The following is a 23105-nucleotide window of genomic DNA, read 5'->3' on the forward strand; positions in this document are numbered from 1 at the left end:
TCCACCTCCTGTAAATTTCTCAACTTCAAAATCATACCAAAAGATACTCGGTGTGTAAAGAGTTTTTTCTTTACAACCCAAAATCCGGGTATGACCGGGCTTTGATGCCTTAAGACTTGAAATGTTTGGCTGCTTTAAGCCGTTTTTTCTTGTTCTTCTTTTGTTTGCGGACCATGTTGTTCATCGCCATTTTGCCTAAACGGCCGGAGATACCATTGCCCATCAAGCCTTCCATGCCAGAGAAGTTGCCTTTATACATCTGATTCATCATCTTCTTGGCCTGGTTGAACTGCTTGATCATCTGGTTGACTTTCATGATCGGCACGCCGGAACCAGCCGCGATGCGGCGGCGGCGACTTGGGTTGAGCAAATCTGGGTCTTCCCGTTCCGCAGGCGTCATGGAATACAAAATTGCGCGCTGGTGCGCCATATCTTTGGGGTCCACATGGAAATTCTTCATTGCCGGATTGTTGGCGAGGCCAGGAATCATTTTCATGATTTCATCCATGGAGCCCATGTTTTGGACCTGATCCATTTGATTAAGGAAATCGTTGAAATCAAAGGTGTTTTCCTTGATTTTCTCGGCGACTTCTTGCGCCTGCTTTTCGTCGTAGTTCTTTTGGGCCTTGTCGATCAGGGTCAGCATGTCACCCATGCCCAAAATCCGGTTCGCCATGCGATCCGGATAGAAGACATCCAGGGCATCCATCTTTTCGCCTTGCCCAATGAACTTAATCGGCTTGCCGGTGACTTGGCGAATTGATAGCGCCGCCCCACCACGGGTATCACCATCGAGCTTGGTCAGGACGACGCCGGTGATGTCGAGGCGTTCGTTAAAGCCTTTCGCCACATCAGTTGCCGCCTGCCCGGTCATACTATCGACCACCAGCAGAATTTCGTCTGGGTGGGCCAAGGCCTTGATGTTCGCGAGCTCGGTCATGAGCTGTTCATCGATCTGAAGCCGGCCGGCGGTATCGATCAAGACATAGTCATTCTTTTGCAGCGCCGCTTGGGCCAACCCTTGGCGGACAATTTCCACGGGGTCGGTGTCAGTGCCCATATCAAACACTGGGACCTGCAGCTGCTCGCCGATGACTTTCAACTGGTCGATCGCTGCTGGCCGGTAAACGTCGGCAGCAATCAGCAAAGGCCGGGCGTTGTCATTTTCCATCAAGTACTTGGAAAGTTTGCCGACCGTGGTGGTTTTACCAGCCCCTTGAAGCCCAGCCATCATGATAACAGTTGGAATCTTCGCGGATTTGTTCAGCGGCACTGCCGCCTCACCCATCGTTTTGGTTAATTCGTCATTAACGATTTTGATGATCTGTTGGGCTGGGGTTAAGCTATCCAGCACCTCGGCGCCAAGAGCCTGCTCGCGGACCGTTTTAACAAAGTCCTTAACCACGCCAAAGTTAACGTCGGCTTCGAGCAGCGCCAAGCGGATTTCCCGCATGGTGTCGCGGACGTCGGCCTCTGTGACTTTGCCTTTGCGGCGCAGGCCCGAAAATGCTTTTTGTAGTCGTTCTGATAAACCTTCAAATGCCATGGTTGCCTCCTATTGTGCGGCCTGATCCGCCACGCGGACGGCCAACTCACTGAGCTGTTCATCTGCAGGATAATGGGCCCGAACGTAGCGCACCAATTGATCGACTGCTTGATTTTGCGCTTGGTAATTAGCCAGCAGATGCAGTTTGCTTTCGTATTCTTCTAAGCTACTTTCAGTGCGGCGGATGTTGTCGTACACCGCCTGCCGGGAGACATCAAATTCCGTGGCAATTTCGCCGAGTGAATAGTCATCGCCGTAATACAATTCTAGGTAGCTGTGTTGCTTATCCGTCAGCAACGCCCCATAAAACTCGAACAGAGAGTTCATACGATTGTTTTTTTCAATTTCCATCTATTTTCCCTCATTTTTCGCCTTGCTTAAGCATACCGACCAATGCCCGTGGCGTCAACAACCGGAGCACAACTACAGACTCAAGAAATTGCGGGCACTGCCGGGGCGGTCAGCTTCCGCAGAAATGGGCTGGAACGTGGTGGCCAGCGCTTCGAGCCTCGCGCTGCGAGTCTTGAAGTCGCGGCTTGTTCTAAGCCAGAAGACCACTGGCTAAGAACAATTTCACCACTGAGCCCATTTCTGCTCCAGCTGACCGCCCCTAGAAAAATGATAATCGTATTTCTTTGCCTCTATCGGCTATCGTTATCCCGTCCCTGTCAGCGATTACTAATCCGGAACCTGTGTCTTACAGCATTCGCGAAAAGGATGACTCTTAGATTGTACAAATACCAAAAAGGTCAAGTTTTGAGATGGACCAACCTTCCTTGATCCTTAAACCAGGTGAACAGACAAAAACTCTGCTCGTCTGCTCACAAAAGAGTAAGTGTTCCGCTTACATTCGTGTTAAACTAGGAGAGTAATGAATTGGAGGGAACACTATGGTTGCAACTATTTTATACTGGGGCATCGTCGCGGCGTTCTGCGGCTGGGGTCTCTGGAATCTTGTTTTTTCTGGCATTTATCTGCACAATCATGAAAATGGCAATCTCTGGTTCTTCGCCATCTTGAACGCGCTTGGCGCCTTGTTGGGAGCAATCTTCCTGTGGGTCATGAGCAATGTCTCTTGGCAAAAGTACTGGTTCGATAGCTCCGTTAAGATTGGCCCTTGGCTTGGCTACATCTTGATTTTCTATGTGGTGCTGATCGTGTTGCAGCTCATCTTAGGCCGCGAAAAGAAAGCGCCAGCTGCTGCTTAGCCGGCAATCAAAAAGCTCCGCCACTTCGGCAGAGCTTTTTTCGTGCTCACGATTCGGGTGTTTCTTTGATGAGCCCTTTAAACAGGCCGTAAACGAATTTATCTGGGGCAAAGGGTTGCAGGTCATCCATTTTTTCGCCCAGACCAACGAGCTTCACCGGTACGTGCAACTCATTGCGAATCGCCAACACGATGCCGCCTTTGCCGGAGCCATCAAGCTTGGTTAACACGATACCGGAAATTTTGGTGGTTTGATTGAATTCCTTGGCTTGACTCAAAGCGTTCTGGCCGGTGGTCGCGTCAAGCACCAGCAGCACTTCTTGCGGCGCTTCAGGCAACTCGCGAATAATCACGCGCTTGATTTTGTCGAGCTCTTTCATCAGGTTGACTTTGTTCTGCAGCCGGCCAGCGGTATCCACCAGCAGCACGTCAAAGTTTTCCTCCTTGGCGCGCTTGACTGCATCGAACACCACCGCGGCGGGATCGCCGCCGGCTTGGGTCGCCACCACCGGCACGTCATCGCGCCGGCCCCATTCTTGGAGTTGTTCAATGGCGCCGGCCCGGAAGGTATCCCCTGCGGCTAACAACACGGTTTTGCCAGATTCTTTGAGCTGATGAGCCAGCTTGCCAATCGTGGTCGTTTTGCCGGCACCGTTGACCCCGACGAATAGGAACACGGTTGGGCCGCTTTCGGCGAAATGCAAAGTGTTGTCCTCGCCTTCGCCCGCTTCACCATAGATATCAACCAGCTTTTGAACGATCACTTGCGAAACTTCATCTGCTTGCTTGGCATTTTGCAACTTGACCTCGTCGCGCAGCTCATCGGTGAGCTTCACGGCGGTTTCAAAGCCAACATCCGCCCCAATCAGCATTTCCTCTAAGTCGTCGAAAAAGTCGTCATCCACGCTCCGAAAATTCGCAAACAAGGCATTGAGCCGCTCGCCAAAGGTGCTGCGGCTTTTTTTGAGGCCTTCATCATATTTCTCGGTTTCAGCCGCTTCGGGCTGGCCGCCGCCAAAGGCTTTCTTGATTGAATCGAATAATCCCATTTTCTTCTCCTTTAGGTTAAGCCGGTGCTTGTTCGGATTGCATCTGATCTAACGATACCGACACCATCTTCGAAATCCCACTTTCCTGCATGGTCACGCCGTACAACATATTCGCCGCCAGCATGGTGCCGCGCCGGTGCGTGATCACGATGAACTGAGTATCGGAGCTGTAGTCGCGCAAGAACCGGCCAAAGCGATCGACGTTGACTTCATCCAGGCTGGCTTCGACTTCATCCAGAATGGAAAATGGCACTGGCCGCACTTTCAAAATCGCAAACAGGAGCACAATCGCGGTCAGCGCGCGTTCACCCCCAGACAGCAGCGACAGGCGCTGGAGCTTTTTGCCCGGCGGCTGTGCGGAAATTTCCAGGCCAGAATGCAGCAGGTCGTCGGGATCCGTCAGACTCAAGTGCGCCTCACCGCCCCCAAACATCTGCGGGAAAATCTGCTCAAAGGCGGCGTTGGTTTGATCAAACATCGCCTTAAAGCGGGTTTTAACTTCATCATCCAGCTCATTCATCGTGGCTTCCAGCTGGCCTTTTGCATCCAGCAAGTCATTTTGCTGCTTGGTCAAAAAGTCAAAGCGGGTCTTAACGTTTTCATACTCCGCAATCGCGTTGGGATTAACCGGCCCCAAATCGTCTAAGCCACGCTTAATCAGCTTCAGTTTGGATTTGAGCTGAGGCAGTTCCTCAGGCTTCGCGGTGGTTTGGGCCAAGGCCGCTTCAAAGGTCAACTGGTAGGTTTCCGCCAAGGTGCTTAAGCGGTTGTCTAAGTTGATTTTGATGCGGTTTTTGGCCACCGACTGCTGCTCGGCCTCAGCCATGGCGGTGTGCTGCTGGGTATAAGTCGTGGTGATGGTGGCAGAGACCTGGCTCAATTCACCGCGGTTGGCGGCCTTAGCCTTGGTCAGTCGGTCTTGCTCCGCTCGCAACTGCGCCGTGCTGGTTTTGAGCGCCGCAATGGTTTGCGTGCGGGTTTGCTTGTCTGCGGTACTTTGCTTAGCCTCTTTGGTGATTTTGTCGATGCGCGCCGTTAAGGATTCAATCTCGGCCTCACGATCGCGGGTCGCGTCTTGCCACTGCGCCAGCTGAGCAGCGGTGGTTTTGGCCTCGTTCTTCAGCACAGCCAGCCGAGTTTGCAAGTCGCTAATTTGCGTCTGCACTTCGGCGGCCGAGGCTGCCGCTTGGTTTTGCTGGGCCTTGGTCGTATCAATCAACTGCTGAGCCGCTGCCAAGTCAGCCTTAATGTCACGCGCCTTTTGCTGCAACATGGCCAGCTTACTTTCATAATCGGCCTCAGTCACCCCAGCGAGCTTCAGGGCTTCACGTTGGCGTTTGAGCTGGGTTAAAGTCGACTGCTGGGCCTCGAGTTGCACCTTTTGCGCCCGCAAGTCGGCTTCATCTTGACTAGCCGCCTGCGCCTTAGTGGTGGCCTCTGCTTGGGCGGCCGTTAAAGCGGTTTGGAGCGCCGCCACTTGGCTTTGCTGTTTGGTCAAGGCCGCCGTCATTTCCCGTAGCTGCGCATGCAACTGCGTCACTTCCTGCGTCCGAGCCAAAGGCGACACGCCTTGTTTCTTTACTTGCCCCCCTGTCAGCGCGCCACCAGGGTTTAGAATATCGCCATCTAACGTCACAATGCGGTAGCGGTGATGAGTCAAATTTGCCAGTTTAATGCCGGCATCCAGCGTTTCGGCCACCAGCAAACTCCCCAGCAGATTTTCCATCACCGGCGCCACATTCTCGCGATACCGCACCAACTCAGCGCCGATTCCCACAAACCCAGGCGCATGTGCCACCGTGGCTTTAATCGCCGCCGGCAGCAGCCGCGGTTTGATCACACTAGTCGGCAAAAAGGTTGCTCGGCCAGCGCGGGTTTGCTTTAGATAAGTAATCGCCTGCTTGGCTGCTTCTTCGCTGTCAGTGACCACCGCTTGGAGATTACCACCAAGGGCAATATCAAAGGCCTGCTGATACTTGGCCGGCACTGCCAGCAATTCAGCGACGGCGCCAATCACACCAGGCAGTGCTGCTTTGTGCTTCAACACAGCGCGCACTCCAGAGTAGAACCCCGCATAGTCGTCTTTCAGCTCCTGCAAGGTTTCATACCGAGCTTTGGCGCGTTGATAAATAGTTTGGGCCTGGTTGAGCCGCTCGGCGGCGTCTGCGTAGTCGCGCTGAGCTGATTCCGCCTTAGCTTGCGCCTGGCCGCTAGCCGCCCGCGTTTCTGCGACTGCTGTGGTAGCCGTAGCCACTGCCGCAATCAAACCGTCAACGGTTTCCTGTTGTGCTTGCTGACGTTTATTGAGCGCCGCGAGCCGTTCTCGATCTGCCGCATTTTGGTTGTGCGCCACCTGCTGGTCTTTTTCTGTGGCGGCCAAATCGTTGTTGGTTTGCGCTTGTTGCTGCAACAAATCAATGTATTGAGCCTGCGCTTTGTCCAGTTGGGCACTCAAGGCCTCTGGTGAGGCAGCGCCGGCCTGAGCCTGGTTCAGCTGCTTTTCCAGGGCCAGCTTCTGCTCGTGCTGGTGCGCCTGCTGAGTTTTGAGCGCGGCCACTTGCTGCTTGGCGTCGGCCAAATCGTCCTTGGTCTTGGTCACCTGGGCCTTCAGATCCGTCAAGGTGGCCTGGGCGTTGTTGGCCCGTTCCGAAGACAGATTGACCGCCCCAGTGAGGTTTTCCAGCTTCATCGACTGGCCCAAGAGATCATCATTCACCGCAGTGAGTTTTTGATCTAGGTCCTGGTCCTTGGCCGTCAACGTTTCAGACTGGGCTTCCAGATGCTTGATTTTCTCCGTCAGCGCCGTCACGGTCGCCGCGGTCACTTTGGCCTTGGCTTCGGTGTCGGTTTGCTCAGCCGCGAGCTGCTGAATTTCCAGGGCCAGAATGCTTTTGTGGGCGGCTTGATAATCCGCGGTTTGGCGCTCGTAATCTTTGGCCAAAGAGGCTTGCTCCGCCAGCGGGGTAACCTGGCGATGCAGTTCAACCACGATATCATTGACCCGATCCAGGTTATCCTGCGTCGTCTTCAGTTCGCTGTCGGCCTTGGCTTTTTGCTGCTTGTACTTCAAAACGCCGGCGGCTTCTTCCAAAATGCCGCGGCGGTCCTCCGGCTTGCTGTTAAAAATGGCTTCCACGCGGCCCTGAGAAATAAACGAGAAGCTCTCTTTCCCTAGCCCGGAATCCATGAATAGATCCACGATATCTTTCAATCGCACATTTTGATTATTGATCAGAAAATCGGATTCACCATCACGAAAAAGCCGGCGCGTCACAGTGACGACTGCCGGCTGATGCGGTAAATAGCCATCGGCGTTATCAAAAGTCATGGTGACCTCGGCGCGATTGAGCGGTGGGCGCATCGCGGTCCCAGCAAAAATCACGTCGCCCATTTTTTCACCGCGCAAGCTCTTGGCGCTTTGTTCTCCCAAGGTCCAGCGAATGGCTTCGGTGATGTTACTTTTCCCGGAACCATTGGGCCCGACAATCCCGGTCAAACCAGGGACAAAGTCGATTTCGGTTTTATCCGCAAAGGATTTAAACCCGTTGATAATCAGATGTGTTAACTGCATGAACCATCACTCACTTGACTAAGCCTTCAGCTTCAGTAGCGCGTCATTGGCGGCTGCTTGCTCGGCGGCTTTTTTGTTTTTACCAAATCCGGTGCCCAGCACCTGATCATCCACCGTCACGTCCACTTGGAACTGGCGGTCATGAGCTGGGCCACTTTCGCTCAGCAAATGATACGAAATCTCCACTTCGCCATCTTGTTGAACAAACTCCTGCAGCGCGGTTTTGTGATCCATCGCGGCAGAAAATTGGCCGGCATCGATTTTAGGGAAAATAATTTGTTCGGCAAACTTGATATTGGCTTCGCGCCCTTGATCAAGGTATAGCGCGCCATTGAACGCTTCAAACAGATCTTCTAGCAAGGTCTTGCGCTGGCGGGCCCCGGCATTTTCCTCGCCTTTGCCCAGTTTGATGTATTGATCAAAATGCGCTTCTTTGGAAAAGGCTGAAAAGGCACGGGTTTGCACCGTAGCCGCGCGCATCCGGGTCAACTGGCCTTCAGGCAGGTCCGGAAACTTGCGGTAGAGATAGTCGGAAACCGTCAGTTCAAGCACGGCATCCCCTAAAAACTCCAACCGTTCATTGTCCTTCAAGCCTAACTCCTTATGCTCGTTGACATAAGATGAGTGGGTGAACGCTTCATCCAGCAGCGCCAAGTTGCGGAACTCGATTCCGTAACGCTGTCTTAGTTCACTCACAAACTCCGATGCGACCATGGTCGTCCTCCCTCTTCTGCCGCAGACCAAACATCCGCGTACTCCTAATCATTATACAGAATCTTGGGACACAAGCAAAGGCAGGCTGCAGAGGTCGGCGGGCTTAGCTCGACGAGTAGCCTAGCACTGGGTCTTGCCGTCGCTCTTGAAGGCGAGGCCCAGTGCGTAGCTAATCGCTCGAGCGTTGCCGACCGGAGCGCAACTTGGCTGTGGAGACTGCAGAGGCTGCGGAGCTGGGCGCACTTAACCCGACAGGTAGCCTAGCGTTAGGCATTGCCGCCGGGCTTTGCGGCGAGGCCTAATGCGTAGCTAGCTGCTCGGGTGTTGCCCAGCGCAGCGCGACTATGGTAACAGAGATGCTGCCGGCCAGGCCAACCTCCGCAGCAAGGGGCTGGAACGTGGCGGCCAGCGCTTCGAGCCTCGCTGCTCCGGTTGGCCTGTCCTACGGTGGTTGTCTATTCGACTTCTAAACAAGTTACCAAAATAAGCCTCCATAGTCTGAATCGGAGCGAAAACCATTTTCTGCGAAAAATATACATTCAGCGAATCGGTTTAATGGCAATTAAGCGCAATGATTTCTGCAACCCAATGCCACGAAAAAAGCGATGCCTTAACGACATCGCCATAAGTATTACTTCGGTTGGTGGGCGATCACATAGCTGACGGCATCGCCAACGGTCGCAATTTTTTCTGCGTCTTCATCGGGAATTTCCGCCCCGAACGCATCCTCAAGCTCCAAGACGAATTCCACGGTGTCGATGGAGTCGGCATCCAGGTCTTCCTTAAAGTTCAAGTCATTAGTCACCTTGCTTGCTGGCACTTGGAAATGGTCCTCAATCAGCGCGGCGATTTTGTCAAATGCTTCTTGCTCTGTCATTAAAGCGCCTCCTTGGTCTATTACACGGCTTTTAGCATAACCGATTCAGATGCTAATGTCACGCCTGTTTCTTCGCGTCAAAATAAGCGACGACTTTTTGCACGGTTTGTGCTTCAAGCATTTTCTCCACCTGCCGCACGGTATAATAAACCGCTTTGGCGTCAGCGCCGCCGTGGGCTTTGACCACTGGTGCTTTCAAGCCGAGTAGCACGGCGCCGCCATAACTGGAGACATCAAAGGTGGTGGCAATTTCTTTAATCCCATTGCGGAGCAAGGCGCCGCCAAGTTTGGCTTTCAGACCATTGTCCATGATGGCATGCTTCAACAGACCTAAAATGGTTTTAGCTGACCCTTCAATCGCCTTCAGTGCCGCGTTACCGGTAAAACCATCGGTGACGACCACATCGGCGGCATGCTTCAGCAAGGAATCGGATTCGACGTTGCCGATAAAGTCAATGTCGTCGAGCTCACTGAGCAACTGATAGGTTTCCTGATGCAGCGCGTCGCCTTTGTTAGCTTCAGTGCCATTGTTTAAGAGCCCTACTTTGGGCTTAGCCAGGCCGCGCAAATCGTGGGCGTAGAAGTTCCCCATGACGGCGTATTGCACCAGCTGGGAGGCCCGGTTTTCGGCGTTGGCGCCCACATCCAGCATCACAAAGCCAGCGCCATCGGTAGTTGGCAAGGTCGGCATCAAGCCGGGGCGATCAATGCCACGAATCCGACCCACAATGAAGAGTCCAGCAGCCAGCAGCGCGCCGGTAGAGCCAAGCGAAATCATCGCGTCAGCTTCCCCGTTTTTCACCGCTTGCGCCGCTAGCACCATCGAGGCCTGTTTTTTGCTCCGAATGGCACGGACCGGTTCATCGTCGCTGTTGATTTTTTCTTTGGTATCAATAATCGTCATGCGGGTATCATCGGCCAGCAGCGGGCGAATTTTCGTTTCGTCGCCATACACCAAAAACTCCAGCTCTGGGCGTTCATCGCGCGCCTGCGCGATGCCTTGAATCACAACTTCTGGGGCGTGGTCGCCGCCCATGGCATCAATGGCAATTTTCATCTTGATCACTCCAATTCGTTAATCTAAACTTCCGACTTTTTGCTGCTGAGCCGCTAGGTAAGCCCGCAGCGGGGCAAACTCGGCGGCGGACAAGCTAGGATCAGCCTTGAAGAGCTGCACCGCCGTCTGCTGCGCGGCATTCAACGTGTTGTAGTCATTCACGGGATCGGCGATTTTGAACGACGGCAAGCCGCTTTGGGCAGCGCCAAAAATATCCCCACTGCCGCGTAATTCCAAATCCTTTTCGGCAATGGTGAAGCCGTTGGTCGTTTCCACCATCACCTGCATGCGCGCCACGCCGGTATCATTTTTCGGATCCGCCACCAAAATGCAGTACGCAGCCGCATGACCGCGACCGACCCGCCCGCGCAACTGATGCAACTGGGCGAGGCCAAAGCGATCGGCGTCAAAAATAAGCATCACCGTGGCATTCGGCACATCCACCCCGACTTCCACCACGGTGGTCGACACCAGCACTTGGACTTCATTTTGACTGAATGCCCGCATAATGTCATCTTTTTCTTCCGCCTTCATTTGGCCGTGCAACAAAGCGACCTTCGCTACCCCGTCAAATTCACGGCTCAGCTCTTCGTAGAGCTGCTCGGCGTTTTGTAAATCGATTTTCTCGGACTCGGCAATCAGCGGCGTAATAGCAAAGACTTGGTGGCCAGCCTGCAGCTCCTGCCGCACCCGGTCAAAGGCCCCACGCAGTTGATTTTTACGCACCCAGGTCGTGGTGATGGGCTGGCGGCCTGCTGGTAATTCATCAATCGTCGAGACATCCATTTCACCATAAGCCGTGATCGCTAGGGTACGCGGAATCGGCGTGGCGGTCATCGCCAGCAGATCCGGCTTCAAGCCTTTGTCGCGCAAAATCTTGCGTTGATTGACCCCAAACCGATGCTGCTCATCAATGATGACCAAACCGAGGTTAGCAAAGTCGACGTTTTTTTGGATCAGGGCATGGGTCCCAATCACGAGGTCAATCTCGCCGCTGCGCAGGCCCGCAGTGATGTCACGGCGGGCGGCCGTCGTGGTGTTCCCTGTCAGCAGTGCCAGCTTCACTGGAAAATCGGCAAAGAGCTTGGTCAGCTTGGCGTAATGCTGCTCCGCCAGCACTTCAGTTGGCACCATCAAAGCGGCCTGATAGCGGGCCGTGATTGCAGCGTACATCACAATCGCCGCCACAATCGTTTTCCCACTGCCGACATCGCCTTGCAGGAGCCGGTTCATGTGATGCGGCGACTTCATATCCAGGCAAATTTCGTTGACCACCCGCTTTTGCGCCGTGGTCAATTCAAATGGTAAGGTCTGGATCAGCGCCTTCAGCGCGGCGTTGTCATAAGGAATCGCGAGGCCATTGCTGACGGTTTGACTGTCTTCGCGCAGGGCTTGGATTTGGCATTCAAACAGGAAGAACTCGCGGAAAATCGCGCTGCGCCGGGCAGCCTTAGCTTCGGCTGGGGTGTCGGGAAAATGCATACCGTGGACAATTTCCTGATCGGACATGAGCTTAAATCGTTCCCGTACGGCTGCCGGCACGACATTCTGAATCTCACTGCCAGCATCGGCCCAGGCGTCCTTCACCAGCTGAACGAGCGTGCTTTGCCGGATGTTTTTGTTGGTCGGATAGATCCCGGCTAATGACGGAGTGTCCTCGGTTTGTGTGGCAAGCACCTTCATGCCCAAAAGCGTGTGGCGTTTCGCATCCCACTTGCCATAAATAGCGGCTTCCGTGCCTTGCTCAAACTTGTCTTTGAGCCAAGGCTGGTTGAAAAACGTCACCAGCACAATCGCGTGATCGACTTGAACGCGGACATTGACGCGGCTTTTGCGCGGTCCAAACCGCGTCACCACGGCTGGTGCCACCACGACCCCTTTCAGGGTGACCTTCTCTTGATCGGCGGCTTCGGCTAGATCTTTAACCTGCAGATCATCATAGCGAAAAGGAAAATAGAACAGCACATCACCCACCGTACGCAGGCCCAGTTCCGCCAGGGCTTGCTGGCGCTTCGGTCCCACTCCAGGCAGGACCGTCACTGAATCGTGTAGGGTCAAGCAAACCCCTCCTTTCCATGAAACAGAAAACGTGGCGGCAAAGCGACTCTGCCTCCACGTTTTGCAAAAAGCGCGGCGAACCGCGCGGCTAGCTTTATTCGACCGAAACCAAGTATGGATAAACCGGTTGGTCACCATCGTGAATTTCAACTTCAAGGTCTTCATGGGCCTCGGTGATGGCCGTTTCAATGGCTTCCGCTTCATCGCGCTTGCCATCTTCACCGACGATCAGAGTGACGATTTCGCTGTCTTCGTCGACCATCGCTTCAATCATATCGATGGTGGCTTGCAGCCGGTCAGGTTCGCTGACCTTGATCTTGTTGTCGATAATCCCCATGTAATCATCTTTGTGGATGGTGAGGCCATCGATCACTGTGTCCCGAATAGCTTGCGTGACACTGCCCGAAACCACGTTGCCGAGCTCTTCAGTCATGGATTCTTGGTTGGCGGTCAACGTTTGGTCAGGGTTGAAGCCGAGCATCGCAGTAAGGCCTTGGTTGATCGTCTTGCTCCGCACCAGCGCCACATTAACCTCGGCCGCCTTGCCAGCTTCTTCCGCTGCCATGAAAATGTTACTGTTGTTCGGCAGCACAATGACATTTTTCGCATGAGCTTGGTTGATGGCTTCAAGGATATCATTCGTGCTTGGGTTCATGGTTTGGCCACCATTAAGCACTGCGGTCACACCCAAACTCTTGAACAAGTCGCCTAAGCCGGCCCCAGCCGCGATCGCCACCACGCCAATTTCGGCTAATGGTTGCGGCGCTTTGGCCTGTTCATTTTCGCTTTCACGTTCAATAATGCTTTCATGCTGCAAGCGCATGTTGTCGACTTTAATCTTCGCCAAGGCGCCAAATTGCTGACCATAGCGGAAGACGGTACCTGGGTGCTCAGTGTGCACATGGACTTTAACCACTTCATCATCAGCAATGACTAAGGTCGAATCGCCAAGACTGTTCAGGTAATTGCGGAACGCTTCATAGTCAAATGGCTTCGGCGCCTCGCCTTTACCCAGTTCCACCATCATTTCCGTGCAGTACCCATAAACAATATCGTCAGGATTGAGCTGGGTCTGGGCCCCTTGGTGATGCTTGGCGTTGACCATCTCTTCCATTTCTTTATCGTCCGGGGTGTATGCTGGGTCGCTGGCCTTACCAGACAGCCCCTCCCCAAAGCCTTCATACAAAAAGACCAGCCCTTGGCCGCCGGAATCGACGACACCGACTTCTTTGAGCACAGGCAACAGATCCGGGGTCTTCGCCAAGGCGCGCTTAGCGGCTTTAGTGACCGCATCCATCACGACGATGGTATCGTCAGAGGCCGCGGCAGCCTTCAGCCCCGCTTTAGCAGCTTCCCGCGCGACCGTTAAAATTGTCCCTTCAACCGGCTTCATCACCGCTTTGTAGGCTGTTTCCACCCCAGCGGCAAATGCATCGGCTAAATCCTGCGCTGACAACGTCTTTTTGTTGATGACATTTTTAGCAAAGCCGCGGAACAACTGGGAGGAGATCACCCCAGAATTGCCCCGCGCCCCCATCAGCAGTCCTTTGCCAAGATGCTGAGCCAGTTCACCTACGGAATCACGATCACTTTCCAAAACCGCTTTTGCGCCGCTTTGGAAGGTCAGCGTCATATTGGTACCGGTATCGCCGTCTGGCACTGGAAAAACATTCAGTGAGTTCACGAACTCGGCATTTTGTTTAATGCGATGCGCAGCGACGCGGATCATATCCTGAAACTTCGCTGCTGTGATTTCTGTAACTTCCACTCGATAATCCTCCTTGACCTGCCGGCTTAGTCCGTGCCCAATACACGCACACCTTGGACGATGACGGTCACTTCTTGGGTGGTCACGCCAAGCATTGTTTCAAGGTTGTATTTGACTTTTTCCTGCACATTACGGCACACTTCGGAAATCTTCGTGCCATAGCCAACGATGATATTGACCTCGATGGTGACCCCGTTGTCCGCCTGGCGAACCACGACGCCCCGCGAATAGTTCTCGCGATTGAGGATATCGTTAAGATTATCGCGAATCTGGTTGCGACTGGCCATGCCGACGATACCGTAAATATCAGTCGCCGCCCCGCCAACCACTGTGGCGATAACATTATTCGAAATATCGATGGTACCGTACTTGGTCTTAATTTTCACCGCCATGCGATGACCCCCTATACTTAGGTATTTCCCAAATAGTTTAGCATAGCCTCCCGGGATTTGAAAGCAGGCTGCGGTTTCAGGCCGCCCTTAGCCTGAAGAGTAGCCTAGCACCAAGCATTGCCATCGATTTTTGATTGCGAGGCTTGGTGCGTAGCTAATCGCTCAGGCGTTGGCCTAAAACCGCGCGACTATGGCCTGCGGTTTCAGGCTGCAGAGCTGGGCGCATTTAGCCCAACAGGTAGCCTAAGCCCGCTCATTGAAGGCGCACTTTGCCTTCGAGGGACGGGCTGTAGCTAGCTGCTCGGGCGTTGCCCAGCGCAGCGTAATTACAAGCCACGCAGAGCGACAAGCGTTGTCTTCTCCAGGTCCAACTTTTGCTGCTCCTACGATCCCTAACCACCACGTCGCATTGGCCGCGCATCCCCCTGTCAAGTAAAATTGCTTGAAATGCTTGCAATCAACCCGGCCGTATGATAAGTTAGTTGAGTGAAAAATTCGCAACCCGCGAATAAGCAAGGAGGTCCGAGAATTGGCAAAAGACGTCATTACCGGCCGCCACACGACTTTTGGGAACAAGCGCTCACACGCTTTGAACTCCAGCCGTCGTGCATGGAAGGCTAATCTCCAGAAGGTTCGTATCTTGGTCGATGGCAAGCCGAAACGCGTTTGGGTTTCTGCTCGCGCCCTTAAATCAGGTAAAGTGACCCGGGTCTAACCGGAGTTAATGAAAATGCGTCCCCTATTGGGCGCTTTTTTTGTTGGCTTGAACCGAATTGGCTCAACCAGCCGTAAGCAAGAACAGGCACCGCGTGAGTCCCTCATTGAACTCGCACGGTGCCTGCTTTGCGTTTTAAGTGCGCTTTGCTATTACTTTACAACATCAAACATCCCACTGGGATAAACCCAATACACATGGGTCAGTTTCAGCTGATGTTGACCCACCGGCACATAACCACCAATTTCAGTGACCTTCACCCCGGCGTTGCCAGTCTGCTCACTGCGATAGCGATAGACGCGGTCAGGTTCCTTAGCGTCAGGGTTGGTCTGGTAATACTTTGTGACCACCTGCAGGGCTTGAAAATGCGCCGAACTCAAGGATTCAGATTCATCTGAGATGACGTTTGAATCACTACTCTGACTGGAGGCGGTAGTGGACGACGCGCTCGGGGCCTTTGCCTTAGTTTTGCTCTTAGTATGCTTGGCGCTGCTAGCTGACGCTTTCGCCTTCGCCTGATGACTTGTTTGCACCGACGCAGTTTTCGTGGTCAACACACCGGTGCGATCAACAATAATCAACCCTACCAGCGCTAGCAACAAGGCAATCAGTAGCCACCGCGTCCCTTTAATCAGACTGTCCAATCGCAGGCGCGCATGCCGGCTGTCTGGCATTTTGGCAAAGTGGACATAGCGTAAATAATAAATCACCAAAAAGAGGACGATTAAGGCCCCTAAGGTTAATTCCCGATATAATGGCACGGAAAAAAGTTGCTCATTAATTTCATGTTGACCTCCACCCATCCCCAAACAGAATCATTATATGGGCAAAGCGAAATCGGTGCAAGCGCCCACAAGAAAACCGCCAGTTTCGAAATGAAAATGGCGGTTCCGTTTAATTATTTTGTTTTTGGCCCAACCGATCGCGGCTGTAGATAACGGCAACCATCCCTGATTGCCATTGGATCGTCACTGGCGTTTGGCCCACAAATTCATTGGACGCCCAGGAAAATGGCGTCTGACTCGACCAATCTTGGAGTGGATACTTAGCCCCTTGGATGGTGAGCAAGCTAATCGCCGTCAGCGGCACAATGCCAAGATAAGGATACGCTGACTGAGGCTTCAAGGTATGCCGACCAGGTCGATAGAAGCGCACCTGATTTTGCGCATCAACCAGTTCAATTTGATCGGCAAAAACCTGAAAGCGCGGCTGGGTCGGCAGGAACAGATTAGACAATAAGTGATCTAAGCGCCCGCCGGTAGCCCCCACCAGGCGCACCTGGTCAGCGCCAGCCTCAAATGCAAACCGGACGGCCATTTCCGTGTCGGTTTCGTCTTTTTCAGCCGGGGCTTGATGCAACGTTTTCACTTGCGTTTTCACCTGGGCCAATTCGTCAGGGGTCAGCGAATCAAAATCCCCTACCGCAAACGCCGGCGTCAGCGCCGCCGCCAGCAAACGTAAGGTACCGCGATCGACGCCCACCCACTGGCCGTCAAGCTGTTGCCAATTCGCCGGCAACGCGGCGGCGGGCCCGCCAACCATCAGATTAAAGGTGGTCATTTGGCCTGCCTCAGCTTGGTCATCTGGGCTTCTGGTTCACCTTGGGTAAAGACAAAGGAACCCGCCACAAAAATATCGGCACCGGCGGCTTTGACGCTACTGATGGTCTGGTCGTTGATGCCGCCATCGACCTCAATGGCAAAATGCCAGTCATGTGCTTGCCGCATGGCGGCTAGCCGCGCGACTTTATCCGCCATCGCCGGCAGAAACGCCTGCCCACCAAAGCCAGGGTTAACGGTCATAACTAGGACCTGATCCACAATCGGCAGGACTTCCTCAATCACCGTCAGGCTGGTGCCAGGGTTGACGACAACCCCGGCTTGAACGCCCAGGCTTTGCGCGAGCTGCACGGCATGGTACAAGTTCTGCGTGGCTTCAGCGTGAATCAAAAGCTTGTCAGCCCCAGCCTTAGCAAAGGCTGGCAGCCATGCTTCAGGATCAGAGACCATCAAGTGCACATCCAGTGGTAGCGACGTCACTGGCCGAATCGCAGCGACCATGCTGGGGCCGAAAGTGAGATTCGGCACAAAATGCCCGTCCATCACGTCAACATGCAGCAAATCCGCACCGGCTGCCTGAACCGTTTCAATGTCCCGGGCGAGATGCGCAAAATCCGCACTTAAAATCGACGGTGCAATCTTCATCAAATTTTCCTCCTCGAAGCCTTACTTTTTGGTATAAACCGGCCGTTGCCCAGATAATTCCTCGCGAAATTGCAGGTAATTGTCATAGCGACTCGGCATAATCGTGCCAGCGGCCACCGCAGCTTTAACCGCGCAGCCCGGTTCTTTGACATGCTGACAAGAGCGGAACTTACATTGATCAGCCACCGCGTTAAACTCCGGAAACCGCTCGCGCAAGTCATCCAGCGTCACATCAAGCAAACCCAGCGAAGAAAAGCCTGGGGTGTCAGCGACCAAGCCGCCAGCCGCCATAAATAACTCAGTGGTGCGCGTCGTATGCTTCCCCCGATTCAAGGCCTTGCTAATTTCGCCGGTAGCTAATTCCAGACCTGGCACCAGATGATTAATTAAGGTCGATTTGCCGGCGCCAGTTTGGCCGGTAAAAATCGTAAGCTGGTCTTTGAACGAGGCGCGCACCGCATCTAGCGTCGCCGCCGCAAATGGCGGTTGGCTCAGAAAAGTGCGATAGCCGATTGCTTCATAACCGCGCAAAGCGGTTTGAATGTCAGCCAGCTGCGAGGCCGTGACCAAATCGGTTTTGGTGACATAGATTTCGGCATGGATTTGCTTGCCTTCCAGATAAATCAAAAAGCGATCCAGCAAATTCAAGGAGAAATCCGGTTGCGCCGCCGCCACCACCAAAATGGCCTGGTCGATGTTGGCCACCGGCGGACGCACCAAGGCATTTTTCCGCGGCGCAAGCGCCAGCAAATAACCTTCGTCATCAGGCCCCGCTCCAGGCGTGAAAGTGGCAAAATCACCCACTAATGGGGTGATTTTTTCTTTGCGTAAGTTGCCGCGGCCACGGGTACGATAGATGGTGCCAGCGACATCAAGATCATAAAAGCCGCTTAATTGCCGAATAATTCGGCCTTCCAATTGCTCAGAATCAGCCACCAATATTATCCTCCGATTGCACCACTTGACCATTGTTCATCACGCGGTAAGCCCCGGTATCGCCATTGTTGAGCTGGAACTGCAACTGAACGGTGGTGTCGCTACTGATGGTCATCGTCTTAAAGACGTCACTAAGCGAGTGCTTACTGTCCTGAATGTAAATGGTAATCTGATTCGAGGCGCTACTACCAGAGCCACTGGATTCTCCGCTTGGTGCTTGATAGCTAATCGTCAGATTGCGGGTCACAGTTTGCGTCTGAGCTTCAGAACTGGAACTACTTGCACTGCTCTTGGCTGGATCAACACCCTTAGAAATCACAACGCTAACGGTATCACCTTTTGACATGGCGGTGCCCTGGTCAGGGTTTTGACTGATGATATTGCCACTGGCCACCGTGTCGCTATATTCTTGAGAGACTTGCGGGGTCAGGCCATGGGCGGTCATCCAAGTATTGAAATAATTTTCGCTTTGCCCAAGGAAGCTTGGGAGCTTAACTGTTTTGGGCCCGCTGGAAACCGTGAACGTGAGCTCGGTGCCCTTAGCCACCAGGCGTTTGCCTTCAGGTTCCGACTGATCCATGATTTCACCGGCCGGCACGGTATCGCTGCTCTTGCGGTCGGCCTTAACGTCAAAGCCCACTTTTTCAAGTTTCTTTTTGACCGTTGAATACTTCTCACCGGTGTAGTCCTTCAGGGTGTAGCGCTTCTTACCCGTACTCAGGACAATCGCCACTTTGCGACCAGATTTCAAGTTGGCCCCAGAGGCGGGGTTGGAGCGAATGACCTTGTTCTTCGCCACGGTATTCGAGCTGGCTTTGGTGACGTTACCTAATTCGAGATTGGCTGCTTCCAGCGCCGATTCGGCTTGGGTTTGCGACATGCCCGTTAAGTCTGGGACTGTGGCATCACCTTTGCCGCCGCTGAAGGCCAAAATCAGCATGGTGATCAGCCCCACCAGCAGCACGCCGAGGACAATCGCCGGCCACCATTTCTTCCAGCCGCCTTTGCGTTTCGGTTTGGCCTTGGTGGCCTTCGCGTCGGTTTGCGGCGCCTGCGCCTCGGAGCGAGCCGCAACTGGCGTGGCAGTTTGCGAGGACACGACAGGGACAATTTTGGTTTCATCCAAATCGTTGCTGTCAGGCACAAACTTGGCCTCATGCGCCCGCGCCGAGGACAAGGACGTCTTCAAATCTGCCGCCATGGCAGAGGCACTGGTGTAGCGGTTGGCTGGGTCCTTGGTGGTGGCTTTCAGGACCACGTTTTCCAAGGCTTGGGGAATGCGCGGATCAAAATCGCGCACCGAAGGCATTTCTTCTTGGAAGTGCTTGAGCGCAATCGACACCGCCGAATCGCCTTCAAATGGCACCGTGCCAGTGAGCATCTCAAATAAAATGATCCCCAAAGCGTAAATATCGCTTTGCTTGGTCGGCATACTGCCGCGCGCTTGCTCCGGCGACAAATAGTGCACCGACCCCAGCAGCGAGTTGGTTTGAGTCATGGAATTGTCTGACAGCGCCACGGCAATGCCAAAGTCAGTGATTTTGGCGTTGCCGTTTTCGTCAATCATGATATTTTGCGGCTTCAAATCGCGGTGAATGATGTTGTGATCATGCGCCACCTGAATCCCCGCCAAAATCTGCTCCATGATATCAACCACGCGCTGGTAAGGAATCGGAAAGTGCTCAACGATGTACTTCTTCAGATCCGACCCCCGCACGTATTCCATCACTAAGTATTGCTGGTCGTTACTTTCCCCAACATCGTAAATCGACACGATATTCGGGTGCACCAGCTCAGTGGTCGCCATTGCCTCACGCTGAAACCGGCGCTTGGTGTCGGGATCATTTTGTAAGTCAAGCCGCAGCACTTTGACCGCCACGTCGCGGTCCAAAATCAGGTCATGGGCCAAATACACATTGGCCATGCCGCCTTCACCCAAGGTTTTGAGCAGCTTATAGCGCTCGCTAAGAATGTATCCTGGTTCGATCATGGCTGCTCCCTCCAATCTTGGTGAATGATCAAGGCCGAAATATTATCCGGACCACCAGCGGCATTGGCCATAGTGATCAACTGCTCCGCTTTTTCGCCGATCGGCGTGGGACTGGCAATCACTTTGGCGATTTCCTCATCGCTGACTTGGTTGGTCAAGCCATCCGAGCAAAGCAATAAGTAATCATCGTATTCCATATCGTAAATCGTCACGTCGGCATCGACGTCTTCCGAGACGCCTAAGCTGCGGGTGATGACATTGCGCTGCGGGAAGCGCTGTGCTTCTTCCGGCGTGAGCTCCCCGGTTTTCACCAGCTCGTTCACGAGACTGTGATCCTCAGTGATTTGGAGCAAATGGCCGCCGCGGTAGAGATAAGCCCGCGAATCGCCAATATTCGCCACCACAAAGCGGCTACCAGAAATGATGACGGCGACCAAGGTGGTACCCATCCCCATCAGATCTGCATAGCGTTTGGCTTTTTCCAAAATCACATCGTTTTCTTGCTGCAACTCAAAAATCAGCCACCGCACGATGGTTTCAACATCGGTGGTGCTGGTACTTTCGAAGGCATAGCCAAGATGCGAGACTGCCATTTCACTGGCCACATCGCCGCCTTGATGGCCGCCCATGCCGTCTGCCACAATGGCTAAAGTCGAGCCGGCTAAGTTGGCAAACAGCCCCACGTAATCTTGATTGTTCGGCCGTTTCCGGCCGATATCGGTTCGGTAGGTGTATTCCATGCATTACTCCTAATTCCGCACAAGGCTAGCAATAAAGAACCCGTCCGTGCCATAGTCATCGGGAAACAGTTGCAAGGCCGGCGCGCCATGCGCCTTGACTGGCGTTAGCGTCGGCACCGCCACTGCTGAAAATTCAGGGTGGGCACTTAAAAACCGCGCCACCACCGCCTGATTTTCCTCTTCCACCATGGTACACGTACTATAGGTCAAGCGTCCATTAGGTTTTACTAAAGATGCCACTGCGTCAAGGATTTCGAACTGAATTTCAGGCAATTTAGCAATGGATTCTGGATCTTTATCATAACGAATTTCGGGCTTACGGCGAATCAGCCCCAGCCCTGAACACGGTGCATCAACCAACACCTTGTCAAAACTGCCTGGAGCAAAGGTATCCGCTGCTTCGCGGGCGTCCATCGCCATTGCGGTCACCCGATCCGCCAGGCCCAACCTTTTGGCATTGGCCGTGATCAACTGGACCTTATGCGGATGCAGATCCAGCGCCGTCACCTGGCCCCCTTCCGCCGCATCCAGATATTGCGCGATGTGGGTCGTTTTCCCCCCAGGCGCAGCACAGGCATCCAGCACCTGGTCGCCAGGCTGAACCTCAAGGCTTGGCGCCACCAGCATCGAACTTTCATCCTGAATGGTGAACTCGCCAGCGGCAAATGCCAATAGCCCCGCCAAGTGCCCGCCTGGTGCCACTAACCCGACTGGCGTCAATGCACTCACTGCCACGTCAGGTAAAGTCTGTTTCAACTCAGCCAGTAATTGGTCTGGGGTGATTTTAGTGGTGTTGACGCGCAGCGAAGCCGCCGCCGGCCGGTCAACCGTCGCGAAAATGGCTTCCGCCTTCGTCGCCCCGACCTGTTCGATCATCTTCGCCACTAACCATTCCGGAATGCTGTACATGATGGACATTCGGTAAGCGGCCGGCTGCAGCTTGGTCAAATCTGGACGCTGGCTGCGCTGCAAATTGCGCAGCACCGCCGTCACAAACTTACCAATGCCAACATTGCCCATGCGCTTAGCAATCGCGGTGGATTCATAGAAAATCGCGTGCAGCGGAATTTTATCCAAGTACACCATTTGGTAGACCGCGGTTTGCAGCAGTGCATGCACCCAAGGATCTAACTTGCGGTCTTTGACGAAGGGCTTGAGATAATAATCCAATGTCAAAGCATGCTGAATCACGCCGTACACCAGATTAGTCACCAACGCGGTGTCACGCGGACTCAAATCATGCTGGCGCAGTGTGGCATCTAAAGTCAAGTTGGCATAACTGCCTTGCGCCGCCACTTTCGCCAAAATAGTGACCGCTAAGGTTCTCGGATCAGTCGGTTTCGCCAATGATCAAGTCTCCTTCTTTAATGGTGCGCCCTGCCCCGTTCAAAAACGCAGCAATCGGCTGCTGGGCCTTACCGGCCGGTTGAATGGTTTGGATGCTAAACATCGTGCCTTGACCAGCGGCGACTACCAGTTGTTTTTTCGTGCGTTGAACCACCGTGCCTGGCGCCTGCCCGGTGGCCTCAGTCAGCGGTGTCACGGCCCATAATTTGACCCGTTCACCGTTCAAGACAACATAGCCGCCCACCTCTGGCCGCAGGGCGCGCACCCAGTTGTCGAGCTGCTCAGCAGTGAGGCTGATATCAAGGTGTTCTTCTTCTTTTTTGATGGTGGGTGAGAAGGTCACTTGGCTTTCATCTTGCGGCGTTGGTTGGGCGCCGGCGATAATCGCCGGCAGGGTCTTCATCAAGAGATCTCGACCCATTAGGCTGAGCTTTTCAAACACCGTCCCACTGTCATCTTGGCGGGTCAGCGGCAGCTTAGCTTGTGCCCACATACCACCAGCATCCATCTTTTTGACCATCTGAATCAAGGTGACGCCAGTTTCAGTATCCCCATTGATCAGGCTGTACTGAATCGGCGCTCCACCGCGATACTTCGGCAGCAAGGAGCCATGCACGTTGACGGCCGTGATTTTAGCCGCGTTCAAGAATTTCGTCGGCAAAAACTGGCCGTATGCTGCGGTGATAATCAAATCTGGCGCCAGCGCAATGGCTTGATCTAATTCAGGACTGCCACTGAGCTTCTCGGGTTGGAGCACCGGTAAGTGCAAAGCCAGCGCGGCCTGTTTGACCGGCGATTGCGCCAGTAGTTGCTTGCGACCGACTTTGCGGTCCGGTTGGGTCACCACCGCTAAGACGTCATAACTGGCAGCAACGGCTTGTAAAATTGGTACTGCAAACTGCGGCGTTCCCATAAAAATCACACTGGTCAAAAT

20 protein-coding genes are annotated in these 23105 nt (G+C 53.8%); 2 read left to right on the forward strand and 18 right to left on the reverse strand.

Annotated features, from left to right (window positions below; genetic code table 11):
- Positions 1-109: 109 nt before the first annotated feature.
- Both ffh and JUF11_RS01620 read right to left on the reverse strand, forming a co-directional pair.
- Entirely contained in the window at positions 110-1546 is a 1437-nt protein-coding gene (gene ffh, locus JUF11_RS01615; RefSeq protein WP_204118032.1) for a signal recognition particle protein, read from the reverse strand.
- A 9-nt stretch (positions 1547-1555) separates the two neighbouring features.
- Positions 1556-1897 carry a putative DNA-binding protein gene (locus JUF11_RS01620; RefSeq protein ID WP_125579606.1) on the reverse strand — a complete coding sequence of 114 codons (342 nt, stop codon included), beginning with the start codon at positions 1895-1897 and terminating at the stop codon, positions 1556-1558.
- 539 nt (positions 1898-2436) lie between these two features.
- Between JUF11_RS01620 and JUF11_RS01625 the strand changes: the two genes are divergently transcribed.
- Positions 2437-2754 (forward strand): hypothetical protein, encoded by a 318-nt coding sequence (locus JUF11_RS01625; protein ID WP_204118033.1) that lies wholly within the window; start codon positions 2437-2439, stop codon positions 2752-2754.
- Positions 2755-2800: 46 nt separating this feature from the next.
- On the opposite strand, the gene ftsY is transcribed toward JUF11_RS01625, so the two are convergent.
- The 8 genes from ftsY to JUF11_RS01665 form a co-directional block, all read right to left on the reverse strand.
- Entirely contained in the window at positions 2801-3802 is a 1002-nt protein-coding gene (ftsY, locus tag JUF11_RS01630) for a signal recognition particle-docking protein FtsY (RefSeq protein WP_204118034.1), read from the reverse strand.
- Positions 3803-3818: 16 nt separating this feature from the next.
- A complete protein-coding gene (gene smc / locus JUF11_RS01635) occupies positions 3819-7373 on the reverse strand; it encodes a chromosome segregation protein SMC (protein WP_204118035.1) in 3555 nt (1184 codons plus the stop codon).
- Between the two features lie 18 nt (positions 7374-7391).
- A complete protein-coding gene (rnc, locus tag JUF11_RS01640) occupies positions 7392-8087 on the reverse strand; it encodes a ribonuclease III (RefSeq protein ID WP_204118036.1) in 696 nt (231 codons plus the stop codon).
- 631 nt (positions 8088-8718) lie between these two features.
- The gene (gene acpP / locus JUF11_RS01645; protein WP_204118037.1) at positions 8719-8964 is read right to left on the reverse strand and encodes an acyl carrier protein; all 246 of its coding nucleotides are present in this window, start codon (positions 8962-8964) and stop codon (positions 8719-8721) included.
- A 58-nt stretch (positions 8965-9022) separates the two neighbouring features.
- Entirely contained in the window at positions 9023-10021 is a 999-nt protein-coding gene (gene plsX / locus JUF11_RS01650) for a phosphate acyltransferase PlsX (protein WP_204118038.1), read from the reverse strand.
- Positions 10022-10039: 18 nt separating this feature from the next.
- Positions 10040-12079 carry an ATP-dependent DNA helicase RecG gene (gene recG / locus JUF11_RS01655; RefSeq protein WP_204118039.1) on the reverse strand — a complete coding sequence of 680 codons (2040 nt, stop codon included), beginning with the start codon at positions 12077-12079 and terminating at the stop codon, positions 10040-10042.
- 94 nt (positions 12080-12173) lie between these two features.
- Positions 12174-13847 (reverse strand): DAK2 domain-containing protein, encoded by a 1674-nt coding sequence (fakA, locus tag JUF11_RS01660; RefSeq protein WP_204118040.1) that lies wholly within the window; start codon positions 13845-13847, stop codon positions 12174-12176.
- Positions 13848-13873: 26 nt separating this feature from the next.
- Positions 13874-14239: an Asp23/Gls24 family envelope stress response protein gene (locus JUF11_RS01665; protein WP_125579598.1), complete on the reverse strand. Its 366-nt coding sequence runs from the start codon at positions 14237-14239 to the stop codon at positions 13874-13876.
- Positions 14240-14768: 529 nt separating this feature from the next.
- Here JUF11_RS01665 and rpmB point away from each other — a divergent pair.
- A complete protein-coding gene (gene rpmB, locus JUF11_RS01670; RefSeq protein WP_082603255.1) occupies positions 14769-14954 on the forward strand; it encodes a 50S ribosomal protein L28 in 186 nt (61 codons plus the stop codon).
- Positions 14955-15106: 152 nt separating this feature from the next.
- Here the strand turns inward: rpmB and JUF11_RS01675 are convergent, their stop codons facing one another.
- The 8 genes from JUF11_RS01675 to fmt all read right to left on the reverse strand — a co-directional run bounded on the left by JUF11_RS01675 (position 15107) and on the right by fmt (position 23102).
- Positions 15107-15715, reverse strand: a complete 609-nt coding sequence (locus JUF11_RS01675; protein WP_204118041.1) for a hypothetical protein — start codon at positions 15713-15715, stop codon at positions 15107-15109.
- A gap of 133 nt (positions 15716-15848) precedes the next feature.
- Positions 15849-16514, reverse strand: coding sequence for a thiamine diphosphokinase (locus tag JUF11_RS01680; protein ID WP_204118042.1), 666 nt, complete (start codon positions 16512-16514; stop codon positions 15849-15851).
- On the reverse strand, positions 16511-17158 hold the full coding sequence (rpe, locus tag JUF11_RS01685) for a ribulose-phosphate 3-epimerase (protein ID WP_204118043.1): 648 nt from the start codon (positions 17156-17158) through the stop codon (positions 16511-16513). Before rpe ends, JUF11_RS01680 begins: the two co-directional genes overlap by 4 nt.
- Before the next feature lie 21 nt (positions 17159-17179).
- Positions 17180-18094, reverse strand: a complete 915-nt coding sequence (gene rsgA, locus JUF11_RS01690) for a ribosome small subunit-dependent GTPase A (protein ID WP_236000362.1) — start codon at positions 18092-18094, stop codon at positions 17180-17182.
- Positions 18087-20084, reverse strand: a complete 1998-nt coding sequence (pknB, locus tag JUF11_RS01695; RefSeq protein ID WP_204118045.1) for a Stk1 family PASTA domain-containing Ser/Thr kinase — start codon at positions 20082-20084, stop codon at positions 18087-18089. The genes rsgA and pknB overlap by 8 nt, the downstream gene beginning before the upstream one ends.
- Positions 20081-20824, reverse strand: coding sequence for a Stp1/IreP family PP2C-type Ser/Thr phosphatase (locus JUF11_RS01700; RefSeq protein WP_125579592.1), 744 nt, complete (start codon positions 20822-20824; stop codon positions 20081-20083). Before JUF11_RS01700 ends, pknB begins: the two co-directional genes overlap by 4 nt.
- 9 nt (positions 20825-20833) lie before the next feature.
- Positions 20834-22171: a 16S rRNA (cytosine(967)-C(5))-methyltransferase RsmB gene (rsmB, locus tag JUF11_RS01705; protein WP_204118046.1), complete on the reverse strand. Its 1338-nt coding sequence runs from the start codon at positions 22169-22171 to the stop codon at positions 20834-20836.
- Positions 22155-23102, reverse strand: a complete 948-nt coding sequence (gene fmt / locus JUF11_RS01710) for a methionyl-tRNA formyltransferase (RefSeq protein ID WP_204118047.1) — start codon at positions 23100-23102, stop codon at positions 22155-22157. The genes rsmB and fmt overlap by 17 nt, the downstream gene beginning before the upstream one ends.
- Positions 23103-23105 lie beyond the last annotated feature (3 nt).

Source organism: Lacticaseibacillus suilingensis (assembly GCF_016861845.1).
Classification (GTDB): Bacteria; Bacillota; Bacilli; order Lactobacillales; family Lactobacillaceae; genus Lacticaseibacillus; species Lacticaseibacillus suilingensis.